Annotated in this window: 12 protein-coding genes; 6 read left to right on the top strand and 6 right to left on the bottom strand. The window is 73.2% G+C overall.

Annotation, left to right across the window (positions count from 1 at the left end):
- Positions 1–5: 5 nt before the first annotated feature.
- Both sucB and lpdA read right to left on the bottom strand, forming a co-directional pair.
- On the bottom strand, positions 6–1,961 hold the full coding sequence (gene sucB / locus DV701_RS05305; protein WP_114927376.1) for a 2-oxoglutarate dehydrogenase, E2 component, dihydrolipoamide succinyltransferase: 1,956 nt from the start codon (positions 1,959–1,961) through the stop codon (positions 6–8).
- Between the two features lie 56 nt (positions 1,962–2,017).
- Positions 2,018–3,397: a dihydrolipoyl dehydrogenase gene (lpdA, locus tag DV701_RS05300; RefSeq protein WP_114927375.1), complete on the bottom strand. Its 1,380-nt coding sequence runs from the start codon at positions 3,395–3,397 to the stop codon at positions 2,018–2,020.
- A gap of 124 nt (positions 3,398–3,521) precedes the next feature.
- On the opposite strand from lpdA, the gene DV701_RS05295 reads away from it, so the two are divergent.
- Together DV701_RS05295 and DV701_RS18140 are read left to right on the top strand one after the other, a co-directional pair.
- Entirely contained in the window at positions 3,522–5,561 is a 2,040-nt protein-coding gene (locus DV701_RS05295; RefSeq protein ID WP_228255240.1) for an NADH:flavin oxidoreductase, read from the top strand.
- Between the two features lie 118 nt (positions 5,562–5,679).
- Entirely contained in the window at positions 5,680–5,856 is a 177-nt protein-coding gene (locus DV701_RS18140; protein WP_162802821.1) for a DUF5302 domain-containing protein, read from the top strand.
- 113 nt (positions 5,857–5,969) lie between these two features.
- Here DV701_RS18140 and DV701_RS05290 read toward each other — a convergent pair whose 3' ends face one another.
- Complete coding sequence (locus tag DV701_RS05290; protein ID WP_114927373.1) at positions 5,970–7,493, bottom strand: leucyl aminopeptidase; 1,524 nt, start codon at positions 7,491–7,493, stop codon at positions 5,970–5,972.
- A 96-nt stretch (positions 7,494–7,589) separates the two neighbouring features.
- On the opposite strand from DV701_RS05290, the gene gcvT reads away from it, so the two are divergent.
- Positions 7,590–8,696, top strand: a complete 1,107-nt coding sequence (gcvT, locus tag DV701_RS05285; RefSeq protein ID WP_114927372.1) for a glycine cleavage system aminomethyltransferase GcvT — start codon at positions 7,590–7,592, stop codon at positions 8,694–8,696.
- Between the two features lie 70 nt (positions 8,697–8,766).
- On the opposite strand, the gene DV701_RS05280 is transcribed toward gcvT, so the two are convergent.
- Together DV701_RS05280 and DV701_RS05275 are read right to left on the bottom strand one after the other, a co-directional pair.
- The gene (locus tag DV701_RS05280; RefSeq protein ID WP_114927371.1) at positions 8,767–9,324 is read right to left on the bottom strand and encodes a bifunctional adenosylcobinamide kinase/adenosylcobinamide-phosphate guanylyltransferase; all 558 of its coding nucleotides are present in this window, start codon (positions 9,322–9,324) and stop codon (positions 8,767–8,769) included.
- 180 nt (positions 9,325–9,504) lie between these two features.
- Positions 9,505–10,383 (bottom strand): DUF937 domain-containing protein, encoded by an 879-nt coding sequence (locus tag DV701_RS05275; RefSeq protein ID WP_228255239.1) that lies wholly within the window; start codon positions 10,381–10,383, stop codon positions 9,505–9,507.
- 115 nt (positions 10,384–10,498) lie between these two features.
- On the opposite strand from DV701_RS05275, the gene DV701_RS05270 reads away from it, so the two are divergent.
- Positions 10,499–10,714 (top strand): hypothetical protein, encoded by a 216-nt coding sequence (locus DV701_RS05270; RefSeq protein WP_114927370.1) that lies wholly within the window; start codon positions 10,499–10,501, stop codon positions 10,712–10,714.
- Positions 10,715–10,738: 24 nt separating this feature from the next.
- On the opposite strand, the gene DV701_RS05265 is transcribed toward DV701_RS05270, so the two are convergent.
- Positions 10,739–11,338 carry a DUF3043 domain-containing protein gene (locus tag DV701_RS05265; protein ID WP_228255238.1) on the bottom strand — a complete coding sequence of 200 codons (600 nt, stop codon included), beginning with the start codon at positions 11,336–11,338 and terminating at the stop codon, positions 10,739–10,741.
- Positions 11,339–11,432: 94 nt separating this feature from the next.
- On the opposite strand from DV701_RS05265, the gene DV701_RS05260 reads away from it, so the two are divergent.
- Positions 11,433–12,815, top strand: coding sequence for a dipeptidase (locus DV701_RS05260; RefSeq protein ID WP_202863639.1), 1,383 nt, complete (start codon positions 11,433–11,435; stop codon positions 12,813–12,815).
- Positions 12,812–13,762, top strand: coding sequence for a glutathione S-transferase family protein (locus DV701_RS05255; RefSeq protein WP_114927369.1), 951 nt, complete (start codon positions 12,812–12,814; stop codon positions 13,760–13,762). The genes DV701_RS05260 and DV701_RS05255 overlap by 4 nt, the downstream gene beginning before the upstream one ends.
- Positions 13,763–13,779 lie beyond the last annotated feature (17 nt).

Below are 13,779 nucleotides of genomic sequence, written 5' to 3'. Positions count from 1 at the left end.
CATGCTCAGACCTCGAAGTTGCCGTCCTCCAGACGCTCCTTCATGGTGGACAGGAAGCGGGCCGCGTCGGCGCCGTCCACCACCCGGTGGTCGTAGCTGAGCGCCAGGAAGACCATGTCCCGGATCGCGATGGTCTCCCCGCCGTCCTCGTCGCTGACCACGACCGGGCGCTTGACGACCGCGCCGGTGCCCAGGATCGCCACGTTGGGCTGGTTGATGATCGGCGTGTCGAACAGCGCCCCGCGCGACCCGGTGTTGGTCAGCGTGAAGGTCGCCCCGGACAGCTCGTCCGGACCCACCTTGTTGTCCCGGGTCCGCTCGGCCAGGTCCGCGATCTTGCGGGCCAGGCCGGCGATGTTGAGGTCGCCCGCGTCCTTGATGACCGGCACGAGCAGCCCGCGCGGGGTGTCCACGGCCACGCCCAGGTTCTCCGAGGCGTGGTAGGTGATCGTGTCGTCCTCGACGCTGGCGTTGACGATCGGGTGGTGCTTGAGCGCGTCGACCGCCGCCTGTGCGAAGAACGGCATGAAGGACAGCTTGGTGCCCTCGCGCGTGAGGAAGTCGTCCTTGGCACGCTTGCGCAGCCGGGCGATCTTGGTCACGTCGACCTCGAGCACCGTGGTCAGCTGCGCGCTGACCTGCAGCGACTCCACCATCCGGGTGGCGATGACCTTGCGCAGGCGCGACATCTTCTCCGTCGTGCCGCGCTTGGCCTCCGACTCGGCGCTGGGCGCCGCGCCGCCGGCCGGCTTCTGCTCCGCCTGGGCGGCGGGTGCCGGCTGCTGCTGGGCGGGTGCGGCCGGGGCCGCCTGGGCCTGCTCGGCCTGCTCGGCGGCCTTCGCCGCGTCGAGCACGTCCTGCTTGCGGATCCGGCCGCCGACACCGGTGCCCTGAAGGGAGGCGAGGTCGACGTTGTTCTGGGCCGCGAGCTTGCGCACGAGCGGGGTCACGTAGGCCGACACGTCCTGGCCGCCGGCCTGTGCCTGGCCGCCGGCCTGTGCCTGACCGCCGGCGGCCTGGCTGGTGCCGACCCCGGACGCCTGGCCCGGGTCCTGGTAGCTGGCGGTGCCGCCCTGGCGCGCCGACTCCTCGGCGGCACGCTCGTGCTCCTTGGCGATCCCGCCGAGGTCGTCCTCGGCCTCGGCGTCGCCACCGGAGCGCTCCGGCTGCTCGGTGGGTGCCTGGGACTCCGGCTGCGGCTCGGGGGCCGCCTCCTCCGCGGCGGCGGATCCGTGGGCCTGCGGCTGCCCGGCGGGCTCGGACGCGCCGGCACCCCCGCCTGCCTCGCCGCCGATGACGGCCAGCTCGCCGCCCACCTCGACCGTGTCGTCCTCCTGGGCCAGGATCTTGGTGAGCACGCCGGCCACGGGGGAGGGGATCTCGGTGTCGACCTTGTCGGTGGAGACCTCCAGCAGGGGCTCGTCGACCTCGACCTGGTCACCCTCGGCCTTGAGCCAGCGGGTGACTGTGCCCTCGGTCACGGACTCGCCGAGCGCGGGCATGGTGACGGTCTCGCCGCCGGAGACCTCGCCGCCCCCGGACGGGGCCGCCTGCTCGGTCTGCTCCTGGGCGGGCGGCTGCTCGCTCTGCCGCTCGGCCACCTGCTCAGGCTCCTGCTGAGCGGGCTCCTGCTGCTCAGGCTCCTGCTCCGGTGCGTCGTCGGCAGGCTGCTCGACCTGCTGCTCGTCGCCACCGCCGTCGCCGGAGCCCCCGGAGGACTCCGAGGCGTCACCGACGACGGCCAGGTCGGCGCCGACCTCGACGGTGTCGTCCTCCTGCGCGAGGATCTCCAGCAGCGTCCCGGCCACGGGGGAGGGGATCTCGGTGTCGACCTTGTCGGTCGAGACCTCCAGCAGCGGCTCGTCGACCTCGACGGCGTCGCCGACGCTCTTGAGCCAACGGGTCACTGTCCCCTCGGTGACGGACTCACCGAGGGCGGGCATCGCTACACGTTCCGACATGTCTCTTGTCTCTCCTCGTCCGGGGTTTCGAAGTCTACGCAGGTGTGGGCGGCGGGTCAGGCGTGGGCGTGCAGCGGCTTGCCGGACAGCGCCAGGTGGGCCTCGCCGAGCGCCTCGTTCTGGGTCGGGTGGGCGTGGATGAACTGCGCCACGTCCTCGGGCAGGGCCTCCCAGCTGACGATGAGCTGCGCCTCGCCGACCTGCTCGCCCATCCGGGCGCCGACCATGTGCACGCCCACGACCGGACCCTCCGGGCCGGAGCGCACCAGCTTGACGAAGCCGGTCGTGCCCAGGATCTGGGACTTGCCGTTGCCGCCGAGGTTGTACTCGTAGGTGCTCACCTGCTCGCCGTGGACCTCGCGGGCCTGCGCCTCGGTCAGGCCGACCGAGGCGATCTCCGGGTCGCAGTAGGTGACCTTGGGGATCAAGGAGTCGACGACCGGCGACGGGTCCAGCCCGGCGATGTCCTCGGCCACGAAGATGCCGTGCGCGAACCCGCGGTGCGCCAGCTGCGGCCCGGGCACCAGGTCGCCGACGGCGCGCACGCCCTCGACGTTGGTGCGCAGCCGCTCGTCGGTGGGCACGAAGCCGCGGTCGACCGTGACGCCGGCCTCCTCGAAGCCCATGCCCTCCGAGCGCGGCCCGCGGCCCACGGCCACGAGCAGCAGGTCGGCCTCGAGCACCTCGCCGCCCTCGAGCTCGACCCGCACGCCCTGGTCGTCCTGGGTGACGGAGGTGACCTTGACACCGGTCTTGGCGGTGATCTTGCGCCGGCGGAAGACCCGCTCCAGCGTCTTGGAGATCGCCGGGTCCTCGGCGGCGACGAGCCGGTCGAGCGCCTCCACGATCGTCACCTCGGACCCGAAGCTGCGCAGCACCGAGGCGAACTCCACCCCGATGACGCCGCCGCCGAGCACGATCGAGCGCGCCGGCACCTCCTCCAGGGTCAGCGCCTGGTCGCTGGTCATGATCCGCCCGCCGATCTCGATCCCGGGCAGCGTGCGCGCGTAGGAGCCGGTCGCGAGCACCACGTGCTTGCCGCGGAGCTCGCGATCCCCGACGGTGACGGTGCCGGCCGCGGTCAGCCGCCCCTCGCCCTCGACGTAGGTGATCCCGTCGGCGGCCTTGACCAGCCCCTGCAGCCCCCTGTGCAGGCGGCCGACCACACCGTCCTTGTACTTGTGCACCGCCGCGAGGTCGATCCCCTCCAGGGCGGCGTGCACGCCATACCGGGCGCCGTCGCGCACCGAGTCCGCGACCTCGGCGCTGTGCAGCATCGCCTTGGTAGGGATGCAGCCGTAATGCAGGCAGGTGCCTCCTAGCTTGTCCTTCTCCACCAGCGCGACGCGCTGTCCGAGCTGGGTGGCGCGCAGCGCGCAGGCATAGCCCCCGCTGCCGGCACCCAGGATGACGATGTCGAACTCTTCGGCAGCCATGCCGCCATCCTGCCACCCAGGAGCGTCCCGCGTCTCAGGGAGGTATGCCGTGCGCCCCCGTCCGGGGGCCGGCGCTCCTCCTGCGCCCCTTCCCTTCTGCGGCGTTGCCCTCCACACTGTGCGTGTGCGCACCACAGATCCCCTCCTGCAGCCCTACGACCTGCGGGGCCTGCGGCTGCGCAACCGGGTGGTGAGCACCTCGCACGAGCCGGCCTACAGCGAGGACGGGCTCCCCGGGGCGCGCTACCGCGCCTACCACGTGGAGAAGGCCCGCGGCGGGGTCGGCCTGACGATGATCGGCGGCTCGGCCGTGGTCTCGCCGGACAGCCCGCCGGCCTTCGGCAACCTCGAGCTCTACCGCGACGAGGCGGTGCCGGCGCTGCGCGACCTCGTCGAGGAGGTCCACGAGCACGGCGCCGCGGTGATGATCCAGCTGACCCACCTGGGCCGCCGGTCGAGCAACTACACCGGTGACTGGCTGCCGCTGGTCTACCCCTCCTCGCTGCGCGAACCGGCGCACCGGGCCTTCCCCAAGGTCGCCGAGGAGTGGGACCTGGACCGGATCGTGCAGGACTACGCCGACGCGGCCGCGCGCTGCCTCGAGGCGGGCCTGGACGGGATCGAGCTGGAGGCCTACGGGCACCTGCTCGACGGATTCCTCTCCCCGGCCACCAACCGGCGCACCGACGCGTGGGGCGGCAGCCTGGCGAACCGCGAGGCCTTCCCGCGACGGGTGCTGCGCGCGGTCCGCGAGGCGGTCGGACCGGACATGGTCGTCGGGATCCGGATGTCGATGGACGAGGACCGGCCCGGCGGGCTGGAGCGCGAGGAGGCCCTCGCCGCGCTGAGGGACTACGTGGGCGACGGCGTCGACTTCCTCAGCGTCATCCGCGGCACGATCGACAGCGACGCGACGCTGGCCAGGGTCATCCCGTCGATGGGCACGCCGGCCGCGCCCTTCCTCGAGTTCGTCGGGGAGATCCGTGCCGCCACCTCGGTGCCCGTCATGCACGCCTCCCGCATCGCCGACGTGGCCACCGCCCGGTATGCCGTGCAGGAGGGCCTCGTCGACCTCGTCGGCATGACCCGTGCCCAGATGGCCGACCCGCACCTGGTCGCCAAGGTCGCGCGCGGGGAGGAGGAGCAGATCCGTCCGTGCGTGGGCGCCAACTACTGCCTGGACGCGATCTACGAGTCGGGCGACGCCAAGTGCATCCACAACCCGGCCACCGGCCGGGAGCTGTCGCTGCCGCAGGTGCTGCGCCGCACCACCGGCCGGGTGCGGCGGGCCGTGGTCGTCGGGGCCGGCCCGGGCGGGCTCGAGGCGGCGCGCGTGCTCGGTGCGCGCGGCCACCACGTCGTGCTGCTCGAGGCCTCCGACGCGCCCGGCGGGCAGGTGCGCCTGGCCGCCGCCTCGACGCGGCGGCGCGACCTCGTCGGCATCGTGGACTGGCGGGTGGCCGAGGCCAGACGGACCGGGGTGGAGCTGCGCTTCGGCGTCTACGCCGAGGCCGGGGACGTCCTCGCCGAGGACCCGGACCTGGTCGTCGTGGCGACCGGGGGAGTGCCCGACCGCAGCTTCCTGGAGGAGGGGCAGGACCTCGTCAACGACACGTGGGACGTGATGGACGGCGGGCTGCGCACCGGCGGCGAGGTGCTCGTCTACGACGACAACGGCGCCGAGCCGGGCATGGACGCGGCCGAGCGGCTGGCGGCCGACGGTGCGCGGGTGCGCTTCGTCACGCCGGAGCGGATGCTCGCGCCGCTGGTCGGCAGCATGAACTCGCCGGCCTACCTGCGCGCCTTCGCCGAGCACGACGTCGTCGTGGAGCTGGCCCACCGGCTCACCGGCGTGCGCCGCGAGGACGGCCGGCTGGTGGCGACCCTGTGGAGCGAGTACACCGACCGCACCCACGAGCGCACCGTCGACCGCGTCGTCGTCGAGCACGGGACCCTGCCCAACGACGAGCTCTACCACGCGCTCGTCCCCGGCTCGAGCAACCTGGGGGAGGTCGACCACCGGGCTCTGATCGCCGGCCGGCCGCAGGAGGTGGCGACCAACCCCGACGGCGCCTACCAGCTCTTCCGGGTCGGCGACGCCGTGTCCAGCCGCAACATCCACGCCGCGGTCTACGACGCGCTGCGCCTGCTGCACCACGTCTGAGGGGGCCACGACCCCCGGCGCCGGCGACGGACCGTCGGAGCCCGCCGCAAACCTGGTGCGCGAGGGGCGCGGACGTGCGAGAGTAGCGGTGTCATGTCCCCGGGAGAAGGAGGTGGCCGTGAACGACAATCCGGTCACGGACGAGGTCAAGGCCAAGTTCCGCGAGGCACTGGCCAAGAAGCAGGCCCACGCCGGCACCGACGTCTCGGACAGCTCCGAGCACGGCAAGGTCGACGAGGCACGCAGGGCCAAGACCTCAGGGACCCAGCAGATGTTCCGCCGCAAGAGCGGCTGAGCCGACCTCAGTCCGCACGGACACGAAGGGCACCTCCCGGCTCGGGAGGTGCCCTTCGTGCGATGCGCGGTGCCGCTGCGGCGTGGTGGCTGGCTGTGGTCGAGGTGGGTCCGTCAGCCGGCGAGGCTGCGGGCCACCTCGACCAGCGCCCGCACGCCGGAGCCGGTCGCGCCCTTGGGGCTGTAGCCCCACGGCGTCTTCTCGTTGTAGGCCGGCCCGGCGATGTCCAGGTGCGCCCACGGGATGTCCGCGGCGTCCTCGCCCTCGCCGCGCTTGCCGACGAACTCGCGCAGGAAGGTGCCGGCCACGCTGGCGCCCGCCGAGCGCTCGCCGGTGTGCTTCAGGTCGGCGACCGGCGTGTCGAGCGCCGGCCGGATCTCCTCCGGCAGCGGCAGCGACCAGGCGGCGTCGCCGGCCTCGGTGGCCAGCCGGGCCACGGTGTCGCGCAGCTCGTCGTCGTTGCCCATCACGCCCATCGTCCGGTCGCCCAGGGCGATGATGCAGGCACCGGTGAGCGTGGCGATGTCCACGATCGCGTCGGGCTGCTGCTCGGTGGCCAGGGAGAGCCCGTCGGCCATGACCAGGCGGCCCTCGGCGTCGGTGTTGATGATCTCCACCGTCCGGCCGTCGCGCATGGTCACCACGTCGCCGGGACGCTGGGCCAGGTCGCCGGTCATGTTCTCGGCCAGGCACAGGTATGCCGTCACCCGGACCGGCAGGCCCAGCTCGGCGACCGCCTGGACGGCGGCGGCGGAGGCGGCGGCGCCGGCCATGTCCATCTTCATCGTCACCATCGAGGCGCCCGGCTTGATGCACAGGCCGCCGGAGTCGAAGGTGATGCCCTTGCCGACCAGAGCCAGGTGCTTGCTCGCGCCCTCCGGAGCGTAGCGCAGCGTCACCAGGCGTGGCCCGCGGGCCGAGCCGTTTCCGACGCCGAGGATGCCGCCGCAGCCCTCCTCCTGGAGCCGCTGCGGGTCCCAGACCTCGACGGAGACCTTGCCGCCGGCCAGACGCTCGGTGACCAGGTCGGCGAACGACTCGGGGTAGAGCACGTTGGGCGGGGTGTTGACCAGGTCGCGCGCCCAGCGCACGGCCCCCACGACCGTGGTGGCCGCGGCGGTGGCCGACTCCGCCTCCTCGGCGCCCACGCCGGTGACGACGGCCTCGCCCAGGGCCGGCTTGTCGCTCTCGGCCTTGCCCACGCCGTGGTGGCTGGCGAAGGTGTAGGCGCCCAGGGCCGCCCCCTGCGCGACGGCGGTCGCCTCCTCGGTGCCGGACTGGCCCAGCGCGAACACCGCGCGGCCGCGACCGGCCAGCCCGCGGGCGCCCACCCCGGCCGCCCGCCGCAGCCGTTCGGTGCGCGCGGCCGGGCCTGACGGCATACCGACGACGACCACGAGGGGGGCGGCGACGCCGGGCACGCCGGTGAGGCGCACCGCCTCCTCCGCCGAGGCCTCCGCCGCGAGGGAGGCCAGCGCCTGCTCCACGTGGGTCGCGGTCTGCTCCTCCAGCCCGTGGTCGGCGACCAGGACGACGCGCTCGCCGTCCTTGGTCGCGGCGAGGACGAGGGCGTCCGCCTCCAGCGATCCGGGAGCCTGGTCGGTGAGGGTGAGCGCGGTGCGGCTGGTCTCGGCCATGAGGAACGTCCTTGTCAGCGGGTGCGGGTGTGGAGCGGGTGCGGAGTATCCCGCCCACGAGGATAGGCCACCACGACAGTGGCTAGGCTGGCCTGCATGAGCGACTCCACGACAAAGACGTCGCCCCTCCACGACAAGCACGTGGAACTGGGCGCCAAGATGGCTGACTTCGGCGGCTGGTCCATGCCGATCGAGTATCCGGGCGGAGGGGTGGTCGCCGAGCACGCCGCCGTCCGGCAACGGGTGGGTCTGTTCGACGTCTCGCACCTGGGCACCGCGGAGGTGACCGGCGCGGGCGCCAAGGACTTCCTCAACTCCTGCTTCACCAACGACCTCGACCGGATCGAGCCGGGCAGGGCGCAGTACACGATGTGCTGCGACGAGAACGGCGGGGTCGTCGACGACCTCATCGTCTACCTACGGTCCGAGGAGGACCTCCTGCTCATCCCCAACGCGGCCAACACCGCCGAGGTGCTCCGCCGGCTGACCGAGGCGGCGCCCGAGGGCATCACCGTGGACAACACCCACGGTCAGCACGCGATCATGGCGGTCCAGGGCCCGAAGGCCGACGAGGTGCTCCAGTCGCTGGGGCTGCCGACCGGCCACAGCTACATGAGCTTCGTCGACGCGGAGTGGGAGGGCCACCCGATGACGGTGTGCCGCACCGGCTACACCGGCGAGCGCGGCTACGAGCTGGTCTGCGCGGTCGAGGACGCCTCGGCCCTGTGGGACGCCGTGGTCTCGGCGATGGAGCCGTTCGACGGTATGGCGTGCGGGCTCGGTTCGCGAGACACGCTGCGGACCGAGATGGGCTACCCGCTGCACGGCAACGACCTGTCCCTGGACATCACCCCGGTGATGGCGCGCGCGGCGTGGTCCGTGGGCTGGGACAAGGAGAGCTTCTGGGGCAAGGAGGCGCTCGCCGCCCAGCGCGCGGCCAAGGAGAGCCGCCTGTCCCGGGGGCTGCTCGTCACCGGCCGCGGCATCCCGCGCCCGGGCTACGCGGTGCTGGACGCCGACGGCAACACGATCGGAGAGGTCACCTCGGGCACCTTCTCGCCCACCCTGAAGCAGGGCATCGCGCTGGCGCTGCTGGACCGCGGCGTCCAGGACGGTCAGGAGGTGACGATCGACGTGCGCGGTCGCCAGATCGCCGCGGAGGTCAAGAAGCCGCCGTTCGTGGAGGGCGGCGCCGGGTCCTGACCGGAGCGACGCGACGCAGCAGGGGCGCCCCGCCGGCCGGCGGGGCGCCCCTGCTGCGTGGGCCGGAGGGTCAGACGACACCGACGACCGGGGAGGCGCTGAGGTCGAGCACCCGGCCGGCCATGGCGGCATACACCCGCATCGAGACCGCGGAGACGCGGTGGTTGACCTGGGCGAGCAGGTCGACGTAGAGCCGCTCGGCCGGGCTGTCGGGCAGCCGCGCCCAGGACGGGTCGTCGGTGACCGTGACGATGTCGAAGGGCACCGCACGCAGGGCGACGGAGAGCTCGTCGAGGCGGTCCTCCACCAGCTGGCGGGCGCGGTGCGGGTGCGACCACAGCATCTCCTCCTCGAGGGTGCCGCGCAGCCAGCCGCCGAGGTCGTCGATGAGGACCGGCTGCCGGGAGGCGAGGAGGGCCCGGGTCAGGTCGAGGGTCTCCACGGTGCGCCAGTGCTTGGGGCGGCGCTCCTGGTGGCGCGCGACCCGGGTCGCCAGGTCGGGGTCCTTGCCCGGGTCGGGCGCGCGGTGGGTGGCGACGAAGGTGACCTGCGGGTGGTGCGAGAGCAGAGCCTCGGCGTGCCGGGACTTGCCGCTGCGGGGGCCGCCCAGCACGAGGGTCGTGGTCATGGACAGGTTCTCCCTACGTCGTACGGTGTCGCGCGCACCGCTCGCGGACCGGTGGGTCGGCTCATCATAGCGACCCGCTCCGAGCCGTCGTCGGCCCCGTCCGGGCTCCCGCGGCTGCGCGGACCCGGGCCCGAGCAGCCACCGGGCAGCCGGTCGTTCCGGCAGGCGCCGGGGGTGGGGTCAGCGGCGCCCTCCGCCGAGGATGCTGCCGAGCACGTCGCCCAGGATCCCGCCGCCACCGGAGCCGGACTGCCGGCCGGTCACGCCGCCGAGGGCACCGCCCAGGACGTCCTGCAGGACGCTCGTCGGGTCGATGCCGCCGTCCTGCGCGGCCGAGCCGGCGGCCGGGTCGGGGCGTCCCTGGCCCAGCGGACCGTCGGGCTGGCTCGTCGTCGGCGCGCCGCCGCGGGGGGCGCCCTGCCCGCCCATGGCGCCCCCGACCTGCTTGGCCAGCCAGGAGAGCACGATCGGGGCCAGCAGCGGCAGCAGCTTGCGGACCAGGCCGCCCATCTGCCCCCCGCCGCCCAGGCCGCCGAGCTGGTTGACGACGGCGTCGGTGTTGCCGCCGAAGACGTGGCCGAGGATCTTCTCGCCGTCGGCCGGGTCGACCGCGTCGAGGCGGACGTCGTCGGCCAGGGAGTTCTGGTGCTGGCCGAGGGCGTCCAGCAGGGACCGGGCGCCGGTCTGGTCGTTGGCGTTGGCGCTGAGCCCGCCGAGCAGCGCCGGCAGCGCGGCCTGGACCGCCTTGCGGGTGGTGGCCTCGTCCTCGCCCACGGCCCGGGCGAGCTGGGAGGTCGGGATGGCGTTCATCAGCTGGTCGAGCATGGAGGTCCCTTCGTCGTCGGGCCCCGTGGCCGGGGCCCCTTCGCTGCGACTGTAGACGAGGGCGGGCCGGGGCGTGGCTCCGTCGGCCCGCTCGTCCTGGCCCGTGCGGTGCGTCAGCGCCGGGCACGGTAGGCGTCGACGGCGTCCTTGGCCTCCTTCAGTCCGGGCGCCGGTCTGGGTGCGGTACTCCTTGATCGCCCGGATCACCTCGCCACGGGCCACGAGGTCCGCCACCTCCGGAGCGGACCCGCCGACGCAGGGCGTCGATCTCCTGCTGCTTCTGCACACCGAACATGGCAGCGAGGCTAGCGGTGGATCCCGCGGCCGGCGACCGCCTACCGTGGGGCAGATGAGCGACAACTACACGTGGAGCTACGAGGACGCCCAGGGTGCCCCGATGGGGGAGCTGGGGATGGCGACGGTCGCCTTCCCGACGCAGGCCGACGCCGAGGCGTGGCTGTCGGAGGAGTGGGGCACGCTGGCCGACGCCGGCGTGCAGGCGGTGACGCTGCGCCGCGGCGAGGAGGTCGTCTACGGGCCGATGAGCCTGAGCCCCGCCGACTGACGGCCCGGACCGGGGACGGGCGGCTCAGCGGCGGTGGAGCTCCTCGCCCCGCTTCACCGCGGGACGCGGGACGCGGGAGCTGCGCATCTGGAAGGAGCGCAGCACGACATACCAGGCCGAACCGCGGCCCGGCTCCCTGCCGAAGGCCTGGACGAAGCGGGTCCTGGTCCGGCGCCACAGCAGCCAGGCGTCGACGATGCCGAAGATCATCACGCCGTAGGCCAGCAGGAAGAGCGAGCGGCTCCACTGGTAGGGCAGCAGCGACAGCGCCAGGATGATCACCATCGCGGGCAGCAGGATCTCGCCGGTGTTCCACCGCACGTCCACCGCGTCGCGCAGGAAGCGCCGCTCCGGACCGCGGTCGCGCTCCATGAGGTACTTCTCCTCGCCGCGCATCATGCCGTCTCGGGCCTTGGCGCGGTCGGCGCGGATCTTGGCCTTCTGCTCCGGGGACTTGCCCCTGGTGTCCTGCACCAGCGGCCGACGGTTGGCGGCCTCGGCGTCACGGCGCTTCGGGGTGGGCCGTCCCTTGCTCTGGGGACGTGCGGCGTCCACGGAGGTCTGCGCGGCGGCTGCGTTGGCCGCGGTCAGCTCCGCCGGCTCCTTCTTCTTCCCGAAAAGCACGTCCCCAGTGTAGGCGGGGCTGTTGGTGATCCCGGAACCCCGTCGCCGACGGTGCCATCGTCGCGGTCACGGGGCGGTGGGTAGGCTCGGCAGCGTGAGCGACCCCAGCAAGAACGACCCTGCCGACAGCGGCGCCTCCGACCTCGTCGCCCGCGTGCGCGACCTGATGCCCGGCGTGCGCTCCGACCTGGAGGCGCTCTCGCGCATCCCGTCGGTGTCGCTGTCCTCCTTCGACCAGCAGCACGTCGAGGACAGCGCGCGCACCGTGGCCGAGCTGCTGCAGGCCGAGGGACTGAGCGTGGAGATCGTCCGCGAGGGCGGGCGCCCGGCGGTCATCGGGCACCTGCCCGCGCCCGAGGGCGCACCGACGGTCCTGCTCTACGCCCACCACGACGTGCAGCCGCCCGGTGACGTCGGCTGGGACACCGAGCCGTTCGAGCCGACCCAGGTGGGGGAGCGGCTCTACGGCCGCGGCGTGGCCGACGACAAGGCCGGGGTGATGGCCCACGTGGCGGCGCTGCGCGCGCACGGCGGCCGGCCGCCGGTGGGCGTGACCGTCTTCGTCGAGGGCGAGGAGGAGGTCGGCTCGGAGAGCCTGCCGCGGATCCTGGAGCGGCACGGCGACAAGCTGCGGTGCGACGCGATCGTCCTGGCCGACTCGCACAACTGGAAGATCGGGGTGCCGGCCCTGACCACGACGCTGCGCGGCATGGTGCGGGTGGTCGTCGAGGTGACCGCGCTGGACCACGGCGTCCACTCCGGCCTCTACGGCGGGGCCGTCCCGGACGGCCTGACCGCGCTGTGCCGGCTGCTCGCGACGCTGCACGACGAGGCGGGGGACGTGGCCGTGCCGGGGCTGATGACGTCGGAGGCCGCGGACCTGGACTACACCGAGGAGGACCTGCGCGCCGACTCCGGCCTGGCCGACGGCGTCTCCCCGATCGGCACCGGCTCCTTCCTGACCCGCATGTGGACCAAGCCGTCCATGACCGTGATCGGCATCGACGCCCCGAGCGTGGACAAGGCCGCCAACCTGCTCACCCCCGTCGGCCGCGCCAAGCTCTCGATGCGCATCCACCCGGAGGAGTCTCCGCGCACCGCATACCTCGCCCTCAAGGCGCACCTGGAGAGCAACGCTCCCTGGGGGTGCGCGGTCAGCGTCGACCTCGAGGACGAGGGCAGCGGTTTCGCCGCGGACGCGCAGGGGCCGGTCTACGACGCGGCGCGCGCGGCGTTCCGCGACGCGTGGGAGGGCGTGGAGCCGGTCGACATCGGCGTCGGCGGGTCGATCCCGTTCGTGGCGGCGTTCGCCGAGAAGTTCCCGCAGGCGGCGATCCTGGTGACCGGGGTCGAGGACCCCGACACCCGCGCGCACGCGGCCAACGAGAGCCTGCACCTGGGCGAGTTCGAGCGGGTGTGCGCCGCCGAGGCGCTCCTGCTGGACCGGCTGGGCCGGCTCGGAGAGGATGAGGCATGACCCAGAGCAAGGAGCACGGCTCCTACGTCAGCGGCGGCGGCGACTACGAGCGCAAGACCCGCTACATCCCGACGCGGATCACGAAGGACGGCGGGGACGGGTATGCCGTGGAGCCGGGCCGCTACCGCCTCGCCGTCTCGCGGGCGTGCCCGTGGGCGCACCGCACGATCCTGACCCGCAAGCTGCTGGGCCTGGAGGACGTGCTGTCGATGGCGGTCGCCGGTCCGGTGCACGACGCGGACAGCTGGACCTTCGACCTGGACCCCGGAGGCGTCGACCCGGTCCTGGGCATCCCCAGGCTCAAGGACGCCTACGACAAGCGCCCCGACGGCTATCCCGAGTCGGGGATCACCGTGCCCGCGGTCGTGGACACCGCGACGGGCATGGTGGTGACCAACGACTTCGAGCAGATCGTCAAGGACATGGTCACGCAGTGGACGGAGTTCCAGCGCGAGGACGCCCCCGACCTGTGGCCGACCGAGCTGCGCGACGAGATCGAGGAGGTCTCGCACCGCAACTACACCGAGGTCAACAACGGCGTCTACCGGTGCGGGTTCGCGGGCAGCCAGGAGGCCTACGACGCTGCCTACGACCGGCTGTTCGCACGGCTGGACTGGCTCGAGGAGCACCTGTCGACGCGCCGCTACCTGGTGGGGGAGCGGCTCACGCTCGCCGACGTCCGGCTGTGGCCCACGCTGGTGCGCTTCGACGCGGCCTACCACGGGCACTTCAAGTGCAACCGGAGCAAGCTGACCGAGATGCCGGTGCTGTGGGCCTATGCGCGTGACCTGTGGCAGACGTGGGACTTCGGCTCGACGGTGAACTTCGAGCACATCAAGGCGCACTACTACGCGACGCACCTCGACATCAACCCGACCGGGATCGTGCCTAAGGGGCCGGAGACCTCCGGGTGGGAGGTGCCGGCTGGGCGGGAGGCGCTCAGCTGAGGCGAGGCACTAGGATC

It is taken from the genome of Ornithinimicrobium avium, assembly GCF_003351765.1.
GTDB classification, from domain to species: Bacteria; Actinomycetota; Actinomycetes; order Actinomycetales; family Dermatophilaceae; genus Ornithinicoccus; species Ornithinicoccus avius.
This window is presented reverse-complemented; position numbering and strand designations above follow the sequence as displayed.